Origin of the sequence: Paraburkholderia sp. RCC_158, from assembly GCF_041355255.1 — a bacterium.
GTDB lineage: Bacteria > Pseudomonadota > Gammaproteobacteria > Burkholderiales > Burkholderiaceae > Paraburkholderia > Paraburkholderia graminis.
The window spans coordinates 177,908-192,638 of record NZ_JBFUPM010000010.1 but is presented as its reverse complement, the minus strand read 5'-3'; the positions used below and the strand labels follow the sequence as shown (position 1 = coordinate 192,638).

The 14,731-nt window shown below is 63.4% G+C and carries 15 protein-coding genes and 1 tRNA gene; 5 read left to right on the top strand and 11 right to left on the bottom strand.

The window, feature by feature from the left end:
- Nucleotides 1-157: 157 nt before the first annotated feature.
- Nucleotides 158-937: a DeoR/GlpR family DNA-binding transcription regulator gene (locus tag AB6809_RS20825; protein ID WP_006049939.1), complete on the bottom strand. Its 780-nt coding sequence runs from the start codon at nucleotides 935-937 to the stop codon at nucleotides 158-160.
- Between the two features lie 448 nt (nucleotides 938-1,385).
- Between AB6809_RS20825 and AB6809_RS20820 the strand changes: the two genes are divergently transcribed.
- Nucleotides 1,386-2,213, top strand: coding sequence for a ferritin-like domain-containing protein (locus AB6809_RS20820; protein ID WP_006049940.1), 828 nt, complete (start codon nucleotides 1,386-1,388; stop codon nucleotides 2,211-2,213).
- A 135-nt stretch (nucleotides 2,214-2,348) separates the two neighbouring features.
- A complete protein-coding gene (locus AB6809_RS20815; RefSeq protein ID WP_029968198.1) occupies nucleotides 2,349-2,870 on the top strand; it encodes a hypothetical protein in 522 nt (173 codons plus the stop codon).
- A 46-nt stretch (nucleotides 2,871-2,916) separates the two neighbouring features.
- On the opposite strand, the gene AB6809_RS20810 is transcribed toward AB6809_RS20815, so the two are convergent.
- The 4 genes from AB6809_RS20810 to AB6809_RS20795 form a co-directional block, all read right to left on the bottom strand.
- Complete coding sequence (locus AB6809_RS20810) at nucleotides 2,917-4,449, bottom strand: DEAD/DEAH box helicase (protein WP_029968197.1); 1,533 nt, start codon at nucleotides 4,447-4,449, stop codon at nucleotides 2,917-2,919.
- Between the two features lie 230 nt (nucleotides 4,450-4,679).
- The gene (locus AB6809_RS20805; protein ID WP_006049943.1) at nucleotides 4,680-5,300 is read right to left on the bottom strand and encodes a hemolysin III family protein; all 621 of its coding nucleotides are present in this window, start codon (nucleotides 5,298-5,300) and stop codon (nucleotides 4,680-4,682) included.
- A gap of 131 nt (nucleotides 5,301-5,431) precedes the next feature.
- Nucleotides 5,432-6,730 carry a cytochrome c gene (locus tag AB6809_RS20800; RefSeq protein WP_006049944.1) on the bottom strand — a complete coding sequence of 433 codons (1,299 nt, stop codon included), beginning with the start codon at nucleotides 6,728-6,730 and terminating at the stop codon, nucleotides 5,432-5,434.
- 21 nt (nucleotides 6,731-6,751) lie between these two features.
- On the bottom strand, nucleotides 6,752-7,483 hold the full coding sequence (locus AB6809_RS20795; protein ID WP_029968196.1) for a cytochrome c: 732 nt from the start codon (nucleotides 7,481-7,483) through the stop codon (nucleotides 6,752-6,754).
- Nucleotides 7,484-7,888: 405 nt separating this feature from the next.
- Here AB6809_RS20795 and copC point away from each other — a divergent pair, with 405 nt between their 5' ends.
- A complete protein-coding gene (gene copC, locus AB6809_RS20790) occupies nucleotides 7,889-8,266 on the top strand; it encodes a copper homeostasis periplasmic binding protein CopC (protein ID WP_029968195.1) in 378 nt (125 codons plus the stop codon).
- The gene (locus tag AB6809_RS20785; protein ID WP_029968194.1) at nucleotides 8,263-9,192 is read left to right on the top strand and encodes a CopD family protein; all 930 of its coding nucleotides are present in this window, start codon (nucleotides 8,263-8,265) and stop codon (nucleotides 9,190-9,192) included. Before copC ends, AB6809_RS20785 begins: the two co-directional genes overlap by 4 nt.
- Before the next feature lie 245 nt (nucleotides 9,193-9,437).
- On the opposite strand, the gene AB6809_RS20780 is transcribed toward AB6809_RS20785, so the two are convergent.
- From AB6809_RS20780 to dgoD, 3 genes are all read right to left on the bottom strand, one after another.
- Complete coding sequence (locus tag AB6809_RS20780; protein ID WP_370882117.1) at nucleotides 9,438-9,698, bottom strand: YodC family protein; 261 nt, start codon at nucleotides 9,696-9,698, stop codon at nucleotides 9,438-9,440.
- Nucleotides 9,699-9,715: 17 nt separating this feature from the next.
- Nucleotides 9,716-10,018, bottom strand: coding sequence for a hypothetical protein (locus tag AB6809_RS20775; RefSeq protein ID WP_006049949.1), 303 nt, complete (start codon nucleotides 10,016-10,018; stop codon nucleotides 9,716-9,718).
- A gap of 331 nt (nucleotides 10,019-10,349) precedes the next feature.
- On the bottom strand, nucleotides 10,350-11,498 hold the full coding sequence (gene dgoD, locus AB6809_RS20770) for a galactonate dehydratase (protein WP_006049950.1): 1,149 nt from the start codon (nucleotides 11,496-11,498) through the stop codon (nucleotides 10,350-10,352).
- A 93-nt stretch (nucleotides 11,499-11,591) separates the two neighbouring features.
- Between dgoD and AB6809_RS20765 the strand changes: the two genes are divergently transcribed.
- On the top strand, nucleotides 11,592-12,299 hold the full coding sequence (locus AB6809_RS20765; protein WP_029968192.1) for an FCD domain-containing protein: 708 nt from the start codon (nucleotides 11,592-11,594) through the stop codon (nucleotides 12,297-12,299).
- Between the two features lie 25 nt (nucleotides 12,300-12,324).
- Here the strand turns inward: AB6809_RS20765 and AB6809_RS20760 are convergent, their stop codons facing one another.
- The 3 genes from AB6809_RS20760 to AB6809_RS20750 all read right to left on the bottom strand — a co-directional run bounded on the left by AB6809_RS20760 (nucleotide 12,325) and on the right by AB6809_RS20750 (nucleotide 14,623).
- A complete protein-coding gene (locus tag AB6809_RS20760; protein ID WP_029968191.1) occupies nucleotides 12,325-12,666 on the bottom strand; it encodes a hypothetical protein in 342 nt (113 codons plus the stop codon).
- A gap of 106 nt (nucleotides 12,667-12,772) precedes the next feature.
- A tRNA-Met gene (locus tag AB6809_RS20755) sits at nucleotides 12,773-12,849 on the bottom strand.
- Between the two features lie 115 nt (nucleotides 12,850-12,964).
- Nucleotides 12,965-14,623 (bottom strand): MFS transporter, encoded by a 1,659-nt coding sequence (locus tag AB6809_RS20750; RefSeq protein WP_006049953.1) that lies wholly within the window; start codon nucleotides 14,621-14,623, stop codon nucleotides 12,965-12,967.
- Nucleotides 14,624-14,731 lie beyond the last annotated feature (108 nt).

Sequence of the window (14,731 nt, the reverse complement as noted above, 5' to 3'; positions counted from 1 at the left end):
AACTGGAGTGTAGTCAAGCGAACGTTAAACACCAAACCGGCCCCTGCAAATTTTCCCTTTGACAATCAGGCGTCGCAGAGGCGGTTCGCGGCGGCGGGCAGATCCATGATTTCACTTGAAGTTCGGCGTGCACTGCAACATGCCGGCCAGCGCCGGGTCACGCGGCCACATACACCTGGCAATTGGCCGTATTGAGCGTTTCGACCATGTCGGCGGGCGGCGCGGCATCGGTGAAAAGTGCGTCGATCTGGTCGAGATGGCCCTGACGGACCAGCGCCGGGCGGCCGAACTTGGAACTGTCGGCGGCCAGGAATACGGTGCGCGCGTGCTGGATGATGGCTTCGGCGACGCGCACTTCGCGGGTGTCGAAATCGCGCAAGGTGCCGTCGGTTTCGATGCTCGAGGTGCCGATGATCGCGAAGTCGACCTTGAACTGACGGATGAAGTCGATCGCCAGTTCGCCGACGATGCCTTTGTCCCACGGCCGCACGATGCCGCCCGTGACGAGCACTTCGCAATCGGGATAGCCGCTCATCATGCTGGCGACGTTCAGATTGTTGGTGATCACGCGCAGGCCGCGGTGCCGGTTGAGCGCGCGCGCGACTTCCTCTGTGGTCGTGCCGAGATTGATGAAGAGCGACGCCTGATCGGGAATGTGCGTGGCGACTAACGCGGCGATGCGCCGTTTCTCGTCGTGGAACATGCGCTGACGCGCGGTGTACGAGACGTTCTCGGAACTGGTCGGCAAACTCGCGCCGCCGTGATAGCGGCGCAGCAGGTTCATGTCGGCGAGCCAGTTGACGTCGCGGCGGATCGTCTGCGGCGTCACGTCGAAGTGGGACGCGAGGTCGTCCACGGTCACGAAGCCGTCGCGTTGCACCCACTCCAGCAGTTCCTGTTGCCGGGCGTTCAGCGTGAGGCGGGGATCTCGGGTCATGGTCTCGGGTCGTGAGTTTGTTATGGCGTCTGCCCACGGCGGCGCGGGCAGGGCGGGAACGAGCGTGCGCGTATTGTAAGACCATCGCGGGGCGCGTCCGCCAACTCGGAGGATCGTCGCTATCTCCACGCCGTCATTCGCGAGCCGCCGTTACTCGCATTTCGCGAAGCAAGGCGAGCTTGCCGAGCCGGCTTTTTTGCCGGGCAGTGCAATCGCGCTTGCCTCACTGAAACTTTCGTCTATCGTGGAATTGGAACTGCGGCCAATCGGCACGGTCTGTGCTGGGTTGTCTGCAGACTTGCGAAACAGAGGCTAAGATGCAGACACAAGGGGTTAACTCTAATTCACGGCGCTGTATCCGACACGGCGAACCGCAACGCGAGGCAGCGCAATAGCAGCGGTTGCGAGCATGCTCCACGAGTCGATACAGCTTTCGGAGCAAGACACGATGCACACAGAGCTGAACCATGTCATGCCCTGGCGAATCGAGGACATCGACCTCACTCGGATCGACCGCCAGAAAGCCGTCGCAAATGAAGACCTGTTGTTGCTGCTGTGCGCCGCTTCGTTTATTGAAAGCGGTACTGATCTTTACACCAGTAATCTCAGCCAGTTCTTTAACGACGATCCCGAAGTTTCCGCGTGGCTCAACAACGAATGGGAGCCCGAGGAAATGCAGCACGGCCGCGCGCTCAAGACGTATATCGCGTACGTGTGGCCCGAATACGACTGGGACACCGCGTTCCGCAATTTCATGGACGAGTATTCGCTGACCTGTTCCGTCGAAGATTTCGAAAAGACTCGCGCGCTGGAAATGGTGGCGCGCTGCGTCGTTGAAACAGGCACCGCGACGCTGTATCGCGCGATCGGCGAGTGTTCGGACGAACCGGTTCTCAAGCAGATCACGGACAACATTCGCACGGACGAAGTCCGCCATTACAAGCACTTTTTCAAGTACTTCAAGAAGTACAACAAGATCGAGGGCAATGGCCGGCTCGCGGTGCTCGGCGCACTAATGCGCCGCGTGATGGAGATCAAGAACGAAGATTCGGAGATCGCCTTGCGTCACGTGTTCGCGATTCGTTATCCGGAACGCGTGCGCGATCAGGCTTATAACCGCGAGCGCGCCGCGCGCATCAACGCGCTCGTGCGGCGCAATCTGTCGGCGGACATGTGCGTGAAGATGCTGCTCAAACCGCTCGATTTGCCCGCGAAGATTCAACCCGGCGTGCACTATCCGCTCGCGAAGATCACGCAGCATGTGTTCTTTCGGTGAGGGCGTAGCAGGTTAGTGACGCATTGCTTAGGTCACGCGCGCAAACGCGCCGTCAAAGAAATGGCCCGCTCGATGCGGGCCATCTGCTTTTCGAGGCATGATGACGAATGCTTGCCTCTTAACCGGACCTTTGCGATGAGCGATTCCTCTCAGCCACAGCGCGCACTCGATCAGACTGCATTCGACGAATGGCCCGACTCGATTCGCGCGCTCTTCGACGGCTCGTCGCTCGCGAGCAAGACCGGCTTCACCGCGTCGCTCCTGACCGTCGACGTGAACCAGCACATTCGCACGTCACTGCTCGGCATCGGCGAGTTATACGCGCCCGATTCGCGCACGCTATGCATCGCGCTGTGGCCGCAGGCGCGGGCGGCGCGCGCGATCGCACGGAGCGGGCGCGCGGCCTTGAGCTTCGTGTTCGACGACGCGTTTTACCAGGTGCAGTTGCTCGCCGCACCGCTGCCTTCCGCGGACGGCGACGACAGCGGTCTCGTCTATATGAGCTGCTCGATCGAGTCGGCGGAAACGCAAAGCGTGCAGTATGCGCGCCTGACGAGCGGCATCACGTTCGAGCTGGATGTTGGGAGAGAGAAGGTGCTCGACCGATGGGAACGGCAGGTCGAGCATTTGAAGCGAGCCGCGTCGTCGGGTGGGTGACTTGCGGCTCGCGTTCGTGTTGCGGCTGGGTTGTGGCTAAGCTTGGTTAGCGACCGCGCTGACCGCTGCGCGCCGGATTGCCACCGCGCGGCGAGTCGTTGCGTGACTTTGCGCCGCCGAGCAATGCGCCCGGATTGCCACCCTGAGGTTTGCGCGGCGCGTGCTGCGCGGCGCTACCTTCATGAGCAATCGCGCGCGGACGATCGTCCTGACGCTGACCGTCGCGGCGCGGCTGGCCGCCGTTGCCGGCCGGCTTTGCGCCTTGCGGCTTCGGCTGCTGCTGAGCGTTCGCCGGACGTTGCCCCGAGCGTTGCGCTGGCTTTGCCGCGCCGCCGTTGCCGCCCTTCGGCGCGCCTTGACCCTGGCGCGGCGAACGTCCGCCGCCACCGCCGCCGCCCTGGCCGCGGCGCAGAATCGGCTCCGGCTTCGCAGTCGGGTCCGGTTCGAAACCGGCGATCACTTCCTGCGGCACCGGACGCTTGATCAGCTTCTCGATGTCCTTCAGCAACTGCAATTCGTCGACGCACACGAGCGACACCGCTTCGCCCGTCGCGCCCGCGCGGCCCGTACGGCCGATGCGGTGCACGTAATCTTCCGGCACATTCGGCAAGTCGAAGTTGACGACGTGCGGCAACTGATCGATGTCGATGCCGCGCGCGGCGATATCGGTCGCCACCAGAACCTGCAGCGTGCCGTCCTTGAACTCGGCCAACGCGCGCGTGCGCGCCGACTGGCTCTTGTTGCCGTGAATGGCGAGCGCGCTGATGCCGTCCTTCGTCAACTGCTCGGCAAGGCGATTCGCGCCGTGCTTGGTGCGCGTGAACACCAGCACCTGAAACCAGTTGTGCTGCTTGATCAGGTGCGTGAGCAACTCGCGCTTCTTGTCGCGATCCACCGGGTGGATTTTTTGCGCGACGGTTTCCGCCGTCGTATTGCGGCGCGCGACTTCGATTAGCGCCGGCGAGTCGAGCAGGTTGTCGGCGAGCGTTTTGATCTCGTCGGAGAACGTGGCCGAGAACAGCAGGTTCTGGCGCTTGGGCGGGAGCTTCGCGAGCACGCGCTTGATATCGTGGATGAAGCCCATGTCGAGCATGCGGTCGGCTTCGTCGAGCACGAGAATCTCGAGATGCGACAGGTCGATGGTCTTCTGCTGCATGTGGTCGAGCAAACGGCCCGGCGTTGCGACGACGATGTCCACGCCGCTTCTCAATGCACCGATCTGCGGATTAATGCCGACGCCACCGAACATCACGGTCGACTTCAGCTTCAGATATTTGCCATAGGCACGCACGCTTTCTTCAACCTGCGCGGCGAGTTCGCGCGTGGGCGTGAGAATGAGCGCGCGCACGGCGCGCTTGCCCGACGCCGACGTGTTCGCCGGCATGGAGTTCAGACGCTGAAGGATCGGCAGCGTAAAGCCGGCCGTCTTGCCGGTGCCGGTTTGCGCGCCGGCCAGCAGATCGCCGCCGTTGAGCACAGCCGGAATCGCCTGAGTCTGGATAGGAGTCGGAGTGGTGTAGCCGAGTTCGTGTACAGCGCGGACCAACGGTTCGGACAAGCCGAGGGAATCAAAAGACATAAATGCTCTTTGCAATGCAGTTTCGCGAACGGCGCATGTGAGCGCCGGCGGGGCACGAATGCGGCTTCAATGCCGCACGTACGCGCCGCCTGGCGTGATCGAGATCAAGGCCGAGGCCCAGTTCCGTTCGCAGGGAAATCGGCGGCACGCATCGAGATGCGTGCCGGATGCTTCAACGCGCTATGCAGACACGTTGACTGGCCTTAAGTTGCATTTCGCCGCCGTGGACGTCACGCGACATAGCGCGCGACGCTGACGAATTGACACAGACTGCCCGCCAGTACGAACAGGTGCCAGATACCATGTCCGTGCCGGATGCGCTCGTCGTTGATGAAGAAGTAGATACCGGCGCTGTAGATGACCCCGCCGGCCACGAGCCAGGCAGTGCCCGCAGCCGGTAATGCTTCCAGCAGCGGGCGGACGGCAACGAGCGCGAGCCATCCCATCAGGACATACAGCACCATCGAAACGCTGCGGGTGCGTCGCCCGAGCGTCAGTTCCTGCACGATGCCAAGAGCGGCAAGCCCCCAGCTCACGCCGAACAGCGACCAGCCCCACGGCCCACGCAACGTGACAAGCGTGAACGGAGTATAGCTTCCGGCGATCAGCAGATAGATCGCCGAGTGGTCGCATTTCTGCAGCACCGCCTTGACGCGCGGGTTGCGCACGCTGTGGTAGAGCGTCGAGATAGCATACAGCACGAACAGCATCGCACCGTACACGCTGAAGCTGACCACCTTGTACGCGTCGCCTTCAACCGCGCCCATCGTCACGAGCGTCACCAGCCCCGCCACCGACAGCACGGCGCCGACGAGGTGGGTAATGCTGTTCAAACGCTCACCGACATGCACGGTCTTTTCTCCTGCACGGTTTCATTGGGGCAAAAGTTGCCACGTTAACTACCCCATGATACCGGTCATCAAAAAACGAAGGGCGCGGCCGCGAATCTCGCAGGCCGCGCCCTTGATGCTACAAACGCTGCTTAGTCGAGCGGCGCCGAACGCAGATCGGACACTTGCTGCGGCGACACGGCCGTGCCGTGGTTGCCCCACGACATACGGATGTACGTCACGACCGCTGCGACTTCCTGATTCGACAGCGACTGTGCGAACGGCGGCATGCCGTACGGATGCGGGTTCGCGTCCGTGCTCGGCGGATAACCGCCGTTCAGCACCATGCGGATCGGGTTGACCGCCGACGGCATCTGGATCGACTGGTTGTTCGCGAGCGGCGGGAAGGCCGGCGGCATGCCGAGACCATTGTCCGCGTGGCACTTCGCGCAGTTGTCAGCGTAGATCTTCTGACCTTGCTTCAACAGTTCGCCGCCGAACTTTTCGGACGTTTCGAGCTGCATCGGCTCAGGTGCTTCGCTCTTCTGCGGAATCGTCTTCAGGTACGTGGCCATTGCGTTGATGTCCGCATCGCTCATGTACTGCAAGCTGTTGTGGACCACTTCCGCCATCGGGCCGAACACTGCGCCGCGGTTCGACACGCCGGTCTTCAGCAGATCGGCGATGTCTTTCGTTTCCCAGTCGCCGAGACCCGCTTCCTTGTTCGACGTGAGCGACGGCGCGTACCAGTTCTGCAGCGGGATCAGACCGCCGGCAAAGGCCGCCGAGCTGACCGGGCCGCCCATTGCGTTGATCGACGTGTGGCACATGCCGCAATGGCCGAGACCTTCTATCAGATAGGCGCCGCGGTTCCACTCGACCGACTTGGTCGGGTCCGGCTTGTACTCGCCTTCACGGAAGAACAGCGTGCGCCAGCCGATCAGCATGTTGCGCTGGTTGAACGGGAACTTGAGTTCGTGCGGACGGCTCGGCACGGCAACCGGCGGCACCGAACGCAGATACGCGTAGATCGCGTCCGAGTCGGCGCGCGTGACTTTCGTGTAGCTCGTGAACGGGAAGCCCGGATAGAGCAGGCTGCCGTCTTTCGAGCGGCCCGTGTGCATGGCGCGATAGAAGTCGTCCTGCGTCCACTTGCCGATGCCGTACTGGTCGTCAGGCGTGATGTTCGGCGTGAACATCGTGCCGAACGGCGTGGCCATGGGCAGACCGCCCGCGAACTGCTTGCCGCCGCGCACCGTGTGGCAGGCGATACAGTCGCCGGCGCGGGCGAGGTACTCGCCCTTCTTGACGAGCGCGGCCTGGTCGGCCGGCGTTGCCGCCACGGCCGAGCCGTTATGCAGATTGTCGCCGCCCGACCACAGGACGGGGACGAGTGCAGCAGCCGCGACAACGACAACTGCCGAGAGGGCGAACAAAGACTTGCGTTTCATTTGAGTGTCTCTCCCGGTGCCTTATTGCGGTTCGCTGCCGCAGGCAAGCGGAGTCTTCATCGAGCGGGCCGGAGCCGGCACGGGGTTTTGTGGAGCCTGTTGCGTGGAAAGCCACGCAGCGACCGCGTTGACGTCTTCGTCGGTGAGACGCGTGGCGATGGTGTGCATGCAATCAGGTGCGATTGCGTGGCGCGTGCCCGAACGCCATGCGCCGAGCTGCGCGCTGATGTAATCGGAGTGCAGACCGACCAGACCCGGAATGGCCGGCTCCATGCCGGTCAGGCTCTTGCCGTGGCAAGCCGCGCAAGCCGGAATCTGCTTCGACGCGTCGCCGTTCAGCACGATCTGCTGGCCGCGCGCGAGCGTGGTGGACGAAACCGTCGGCTTGGCCGGCGCCGGATACGGCGGGCGCTGCTTCGAGAAGTACGTGGCGATCTGATGCAGATAGTCGTCGGAGAGATACGTGACGAGGTAGTTCATGGGCGGATACTTGCGGCGCCCTTCGCGGAAATTCTGCAACTGGTTGTACAGATAGTCGGCCGGCTTGCCCGCGAGGCGCGGGAAGTAGTCGTTGTCCGTGCCTTGACCGTGTGTGCCGTGGCAGGCCGTGCAACCTTGCACGCGCGCTTCCATCGTATCGGGGGCCTTCGGTTGAGTCTGCGCTTTCGCAGCGCTATAGACACCCGCGGAGCCGATCAGCAGAAGGGCAAGCAACGGGCGGAAAATGCGTCTTGAAGACACGCGTAACTCCATCAAAATCGGGGACCTGACCGAACTTCGAGCGGCTCGGTGTGAAGGGCAGCCGGCGCTGCGGCGACGCAGCATTCTATCATCGAAGGGTGATGATGACTATTTGCCGCACGCGCGACGCTTGCGGATGTCACAGGCGTGCGACAGTTTGACGCGCATTGCCGCGCCCGAGCATGTTCATGCACGCCTTCTCGACTTTTTACTGCGTGGTCCACGGTTGCAAGCGCTGTACCCGGCGAACTTTTGCGCGCGATGTTGAACCCACGCGCACGCGGACCATCGAAGCGTACACTTCCGGGCGCGCCGGGTTGCGCGTTCGATCTGTTCGCGCGGCGCGCGCGGTCTGCTGCATTCCGCTCCAGCCTTGCCGGCCACTGCCGTTTTCCTGTTCACCGCTATCGGCCTTACATGAAGCTAATCCATATTATTCGTCCGGCGCGGCTTTCATTCGCGTTCGGCGCCGCGGCGCTCTTGCTGACGTCCACGGCATTCGCGCATGCGCATCTCGTTTCCAGCGAGCCGGCTGCCAACGCCGAAGTCGCCGCACCCGCCGAGGTCACGCTGCACTTCACCGAGCCGCTCGAACCGGCGTTCAGCAAGATCGCGCTCGCCGATGCCAACGGCAAGCCGGCCGCATCGGCTGCGTCGCAAGTCGATAAACAGGATGCGCGCGTCATGCATCTGCCGCTGCCGCAGTTGGGCGCGGGCCACTACGCGGTGCATTGGACCGCGGTTGCCACCGACGGTCATCGCACGCAAGGCGACTTTGCGTTCACTGTCAAATGAGCATCGACGGACTGTGGATCGGGCAGGTCGCGATGGCCGCGCTCATGAATGTCGCGTTTGCGTTTGCCGTCGGTTCGGCGTTGCTCGGCGCGTGGCTGGCGGACGATGCCAAGGCGAAGATCTCGCCCGCGCAACCCGCGTGGTTGCGCGCGCAACGGTCGTTGCTGACGGCGAGCGTCGTGCTGGTGCTCGCGGATCTCGGCTGGCTGCTGTATCAGGCGGCGTCGATGAGCGGCGTGGCGTTGCCCGCCGCGTTCGGCATGGTGCCGACCGTGCTTTCGCAAACGCATGTCGGCTATGGCTGGAGCGTTGCCTTCGCCGGCGCGCTGATTTTGCTCGGCACGGCCATGACGAGTCACGGCGGCATGCTGCGCAATGCGCTGCTGTGGCTCGCGGTGATCGTCATCGCGGCGGGCAAGGCGTCGCTCGGACATGCGGCGGACGCCGGCCTCGCGTCGGCGGCCATCGCGATGCAAACGCTGCATGTGCTCGTGACGACCGTCTGGGGCGGTCTCGCGATCACGGCCGGGCTCGTCGCGTTGCCGGCGCTGGGCGCGTCGACGGCGCGCGGCGTGCTGATCCGCACGGCGACGCAGGTGTCGAATGTGTCGCTGGTCGCGGTCGGGTTTGTCATCCTGTCCGGCATCTTCAATGCGGTGCGGGGTTCGGGCGGGTCGTTGCTGGCGATCGAGTCGAGCTCGTGGGGCCATGTGCTGATTCTCAAGCTCACGCTCGTCGGACTGGCGCTGGTGCTTGGCGGACTGAACCGCTTCCTCGCGCTGCCACGCCTGCGCCGCACGGCATCGACGATGGACGCGCATACCTTCGTCAACGTGCTTTACCTGGAAGCACTAGCGCTGATCGGCGTTTTTGTCGCGGCCGCCGTGCTGTCGCATAGCGTGCCGGCGTTTGCGGCGCTTGGGTGAGGTTGGTGGTCGGGTGGGTTTGGATGGCGCGAGGCGGCGGTGACTGTGCGCCTTGCCGCGTCACCTCGGGCGACGCGTAGTTCGCACGCGTCGCGTAGACAAGCGGCGGTGCGCCTTGCCGCGTCACCTCAGACAACGCGCAGTCCACACGCGTCGCGTAAAAAACGCCGCGCAGTTTTGACGCGCGGCGCAGTAGACACGGCCGCTCATCTCAGCGAGCGAACCCGCTAGTACCCGCCAATCCGCTACTGCCCAGCAGCCGGCAACCGCCTCTCCACCTGCGCCGGCTCCAGTGTTTCCTCGGGAAACATCTCCTGCATCAGTTCCCCCGTATCGGTGAACCATTGGCAGATCAGCCAGTTGCCTGACGCGAACAGCACGGGACCGCTCCATGTGACGGTCATCGGGCATCCGCCCGATTTCAGCCTCAGCACATCGCCGACGCCGTACACCGGCCTGGCGAGCCGGGCCGTTCTGGCGATGCGCGTCGATAGCATGTTCAGCATGTGGCCGCCCGATCGATTCATTCGAGGCCCAGCCGATGCCCGACGATCGGCGCGCTAAAGAGCGCGATCGCGCAGCCTGCGGCTTTGCCTTCGAGTTCGGCTGCGGCCGCGTGCGCGCCGTAGACATGCGCCAGCACGTCGAAAAGCTGCGGAATGCAATAGATGACGGCGGCGGCGATGAACCATTTTTCGAGCGCCGCGATGCGCCAGCCGCGTTCATACGCGACGGCCGCGCCGATGATGCGCAGCACGCCGAACAGCGCGAGCGCGCCGACGGCCGCCTGTTCGCGCAGCAGATAGTCCGGAATGAATTCGCCCATGAAGCCCCCGATGCATTTTGTTGTCGAGTGCATTTGAGCAAGGACCACGCCATGTGACTGTCTGATGCCGAACAAAGGGCGCGAGCGCCTTTGTCGACGGGGCTTTGCGGGGTGCGGAGGCAAGCGGCGCGAGCGTCTTGCGAGCGCTGCTGGAGCCGGTTTGGTCCCGGACGTTACGTTACTGAGACGGCCGGGCGTCACGTCGCCGTAACGTGTGGCTGCATCGCGCGAATCGCCCGGCTGTCGACGCACAAAAGAGAACGCCGCCCGCAGGCGGCGCTAGTCAGTTAGTCAGCTAGTCAGCAAACCGGCTCAGTCAGCAAAGCTCCGCTCACCACTCCGCGACGCTGCCGTCCGCGTGACGCCAGACAGGATTGCGCCAGCGATGCCCGACCTTCGCCATCTCGCGCACCTTCTCTTCGTTCACCTCGATACCGAGACCCGGACCTTGCGGAATCGACACGAAGCCGTCTTCGTATTTGAAGACTTCCGGGTTCCTGATGTAGTCGAGCAGGTCATTGCCCTGGTTGTAGTGAATGCCGAGGCTCTGTTCCTGGATGAACGCGTTGTAGCTCACCGCGTCGATCTGCAGGCAGGTGGCGAGCGCGATCGGACCGAGCGGGCAGTGCAGCGCGAGCGCGACGTCGTAGGCTTCCGCCATCGACGCGATCTTGCGGCACTCCGTAATCCCGCCCGCGTGCGACGCATCCGGCTGGATGATGTCGACGTAGCCGCCCGACAGAATGTGCTTGAAGTCCCAGCGCGAATACAGGCGCTCGCCCAATGCAATCGGCGTGTTGGTCTGGTTGACGATGTCGCGCAGCGCTTCCGCGTTTTCCGACAGCACCGGCTCTTCGATGAAGAGCAGCTTGTACGGGTCGAGCTCTTTCGCGAGGACTTTGGCCATCGGCTTGTGCACGCGGCCGTGGAAATCCACGCCGATGCCAATGTCCGGTCCCACCGCCTCGCGCACCGCGGCCACGTTGTTGATGACGCCTTGCACCTTGTCGAAGGTGTCGATGATCTGCAGTTCTTCCGAGCCGTTCATCTTCACGGCCTTGAAGCCGCGCTCGACCACGGCGCGCGCGTTGTTCGCAACGTCGCTCGGACGGTCGCCGCCGATCCACGAATACACCTTGATCCTGTCGCGCACCTGGCCGCCGAGCAGCGCGTGAATCGGCACGCCATGATGCTTGCCCTTGATGTCCCACAGCGCCTGATCGACGCCGGCGATCGCGCTCATCGTGATCGGACCGCCGCGATAAAAGCCCGCGCGGTACATGACCTGCCAGTGGTCTTCGATCAGAAGCGGGTCTTTGCCGATCAGATAGTCCGACAGTTCTTCGACGGCCGCGGCCACCGTATGCGCGCGGCCCTCGACCACCGGCTCGCCCCAGCCGACGATGCCTTCGTCCGTCTCGATCTTGAGGAAGCACCAGCGCGGCGGAACGATGAACGTTTCAAGCTTGGTGATTTTCATGGCGTGCGTCTCCACTCATTGCGAAATATTCGAGGGTTTCCATGCTACCGCACAATCGCGCTAAAGTACTATTAATAGTACTATTCGCCACATATTGAGCGGCGCCGCCGCCGGGAGAAAGCTATTCAGCACGATCTGCATGGGCGCGTCGCGCATTTGCTGGGCACGGCGATTTTGCGTGGCGACTACGCGCCCGAATCGATCCTGCCGCGCGAGGCGGAGTTAATGGGCACTTTGGGCGTGAGTCGCACTGTGTTGCGCGAGGCGCTGCGCACGCTGACGTCGAAAGGGCTGATCGAATCGCGGCCGCGCGTGGGCACGCGCGTGCGGCCGAGGCACGCGTGGAATCTGCTCGATGTCGATGTGCTCGACTGGTATTCGCGCGTCGCCGAGCCGATGCAATTCGCGCTCAAGCTGCAGGAAATGCGCGAGATGATCGAGCCGTATGCCGCCGGTCTCGCGGCGGCTTCGCACGCGGATGACACGTTCGGCGCGCTGGCCGCCGCCCACGCGGCAATGGCCGCGGCGCGCAATGTCGACGAATGGGTGCGCGCGGATCTGCAGTTTCACCTGAGCGTGCTGATCGCGTGCAGGAACGAATTGCTGATTCCGCTCGGCACACTGATCGAACGTACGCTCGAGGCGCAGCTTCGGCTAAATGCGAAGCGCGCGGAGGTTTTCAATGCGTCGCTCGCGGAACATACGGCCGTGTTCGAGGCGATTCGCGAACGCGATGCCGCCGCCGCGCGCGACGCGATGGCGCGCCTGCTCGGCGTGACGCGCGGGCGCATCGAGGCGTGATCGCGCCGGTTCCCGGATGGCTCGCTTACTTGGCTTCCGGGCCCGTCGTGGCCGCGCCCGACGACGGCGCCAGTTCATAACAGCCCGGCACTTTCTTGCTCGCCTCGGAGGCTTGCGAATCGATGCACTTGAAGGCGCTCTGGTCGCGCTGCACGAAGATCGTATCGGCCGGGCCGCCGTCGGCGCGAGGCGTATTGACGACGGCGACGATCCTGTAGCCGTTCTGCAGAAGCGTCGACAAGGTGGTCTGGCTTGCGCGCCACTGGTTGTCGGTCGGAGCTTGCGCCTGAGCCGCGCTCACGGAAGCGGCGCTCCAAAGCGCGATCGATGCGATGGCCACGGCGCGCGCGGCGGTGCGGAACGTCATCAACAATCCTCCTTGAAGTTGCGAGTGTCGGTGCCTGAATGAAAAATAGACAGCCAGAAACGAAAAAGCCGCTTGACCTTGTGGGTCAGCGGCTTTTTCTTGCAACTGGTGGCGAATCAGGGACTCGAACCCCGGACCTGCGGATTATGATTCCGTCGCTCTAACCAACTGAGCTAATTCGCCGAAAGAAGCGAGATTATGGGGATAGCGCCGAGGGCTGTCAACCCCCGGCGCGCAACTTTTTAAACTGCCGCCTCATGAGCCCGCAAGCGCGGGCCTGCGGGGCGGCGGGTCCCGGTCAATCCTTCGCGTAAATGTCCGAGTCTTTCGTTTCGCGGACGAACAGCATGCCGATCACAAACGTGATGAGCGCGATCACGATCGGATACCACAAGCCCGAGTAGATGTTGCCCTTCGCCGCGACGATCGCGAACGCGGTGGCCGGCAGGAAGCCGCCGAACCAGCCATTGCCGATGTGATACGGCAGCGACATCGACGTATAGCGGATACGCGTCGGGAACATCTCCACCAGCATTGCCGCGATCGGTCCGTAGACCATCGTCACGTAGATCACGAGGATCGTCAGGATCACCACGCTCATCGGCCAGTTGATCTGCGACGAGTCGGCCTTCGGCGGATAGCCCGCGGACTTCAGCGTCGTGGCGAGCGTCTTGTCGAACGTCTTGCCCTGTTCCTTGGCGTCGGCGGCCTTGCCGTCATACGTGTTCACCACCGTATCGCCGACCTTGATCTGCGCCGCCGTGCCCGCCGGCGCCGCGACGTTCTCGTAGTTCAGGCCGGCCTTCGAAAGCGCGCTCTTCGCGATGTCGCAGGAACTCGTGAACTTCGACGTGCCGACCGGGTTGAACTGGAACGAGCATTCGTCGGGATTCGCGATCACGACGATCGGCGCCTTGGCCGTAGCCGTTTCCAGCGCCGGGTTCACATAGTGCGTGAGCGCCTTGAAGAGCGGGAAGTACGTCAGCGCGGCGATCAGCAGCCCGGCCATGATGATCGGCTTGCGGCCGATGCGGTCCGACAGCGAGCCGAAGAACAGGAAGAACGGCGTGCCGATCAGCAGCGCGATGGCGATCATGATGTTGGCCGTTGCGCCGTCGACCTTCAGCGTCTGCGTCAGGAAGAACAGGCTGTAGAACTGGCCCGTGTACCACACCACGGCCTGGCCGGCCGTCAGGCCGATCAGCGCGAGAATCACGATCTTCAGGTTCTTCCACTGGCCGAACGCTTCGGTAAGCGGCGCCTTCGACGTCTTGCCTTCGGCCTTGATGCGCTCGAACACCGGCGATTCATGCAGTTGCAGGCGAATCCACACCGAAATGGCCAGCAGCACGATCGACGCGATGAACGGAATGCGCCAGCCCCATGCGCCGAACGCGTCTTCGCCCATCGCCGTACGCACGCCGAGAATCACGAGCAACGAGAGGAAGAGGCCGAGCGTGGCCGTCGTCTGAATCCAGGCAGTGTAGAAGCCGCGGCGTCCCGGCGGCGCATGTTCCGCCACGTAGGTCGCGGCGCCGCCGTACTCGCCGCCGAGCGCCAGGCCCTGCAGCATCCGCATCGCGATGAAGATGACCGGCGATGCGATGCCGATCGCCGCATAGCCGGGCAAGAAGCCGACGAGGAACGTCGACACGCCCATGATCACGATCGTGACGAGGAACGTGTACTTGCGGCCGACCATATCGCCGAGCCGCCCGAATACCACCGCGCCGAACGGCCGGACCGCGAAACCCGCGGCGAAGCTGAGCAGCGTGAAAATGAAGCCGGCAGTCGGATTGACGCCGGAGAAAAAGCTCTTGCTGATGAAGGCGGCCAGCGAGCCGGCCAGATAAAAGTCGTACCACTCGAAAACCGTACCTAGCGACGATGCGAAGATCACCCGCTTCTCATCGCGCGTCATGGGCACGGGCGAAATGTGTCCGCCTACGGTAGCCATATGTCGTCTCCAATATTGATATGCACGCGGTGCGCCGGCCCGCGGCGTTCCGTGCAACCGATTATTGGAGTGAAAACTTACGGCCTACTGACGTGAATGGTTGCGCCG

Coding starts and splice junctions, on each gene's coding strand:
- AB6809_RS20825 (WP_006049939.1), bottom strand. CDS start 937: ATGACCCGAGATCCCCGCCTCACGCTGAACGCCCGGCAACAGGAACTG.
- AB6809_RS20820 (WP_006049940.1), top strand. CDS start 1,386: ATGCACACAGAGCTGAACCATGTCATGCCCTGGCGAATCGAGGACATC.
- AB6809_RS20815 (WP_029968198.1), top strand. CDS start 2,349: ATGAGCGATTCCTCTCAGCCACAGCGCGCACTCGATCAGACTGCATTC.
- AB6809_RS20810 (WP_029968197.1), bottom strand. CDS start 4,449: ATGTCTTTTGATTCCCTCGGCTTGTCCGAACCGTTGGTCCGCGCTGTA.
- AB6809_RS20800 (WP_006049944.1), bottom strand. CDS start 6,730: ATGAAACGCAAGTCTTTGTTCGCCCTCTCGGCAGTTGTCGTTGTCGCG.
- AB6809_RS20795 (WP_029968196.1), bottom strand. CDS start 7,483: ATGGAGTTACGCGTGTCTTCAAGACGCATTTTCCGCCCGTTGCTTGCC.
- copC (WP_029968195.1), top strand. CDS start 7,889: ATGAAGCTAATCCATATTATTCGTCCGGCGCGGCTTTCATTCGCGTTC.
- AB6809_RS20785 (WP_029968194.1), top strand. CDS start 8,263: ATGAGCATCGACGGACTGTGGATCGGGCAGGTCGCGATGGCCGCGCTC.
- AB6809_RS20780 (WP_370882117.1), bottom strand. CDS start 9,698: ATGCTGAACATGCTATCGACGCGCATCGCCAGAACGGCCCGGCTCGCC.
- AB6809_RS20775 (WP_006049949.1), bottom strand. CDS start 10,018: ATGGGCGAATTCATTCCGGACTATCTGCTGCGCGAACAGGCGGCCGTC.
- dgoD (WP_006049950.1), bottom strand. CDS start 11,498: ATGAAAATCACCAAGCTTGAAACGTTCATCGTTCCGCCGCGCTGGTGC.
- AB6809_RS20760 (WP_029968191.1), bottom strand. CDS start 12,666: ATGACGTTCCGCACCGCCGCGCGCGCCGTGGCCATCGCATCGATCGCG.
- AB6809_RS20750 (WP_006049953.1), bottom strand. CDS start 14,623: ATGGCTACCGTAGGCGGACACATTTCGCCCGTGCCCATGACGCGCGAT.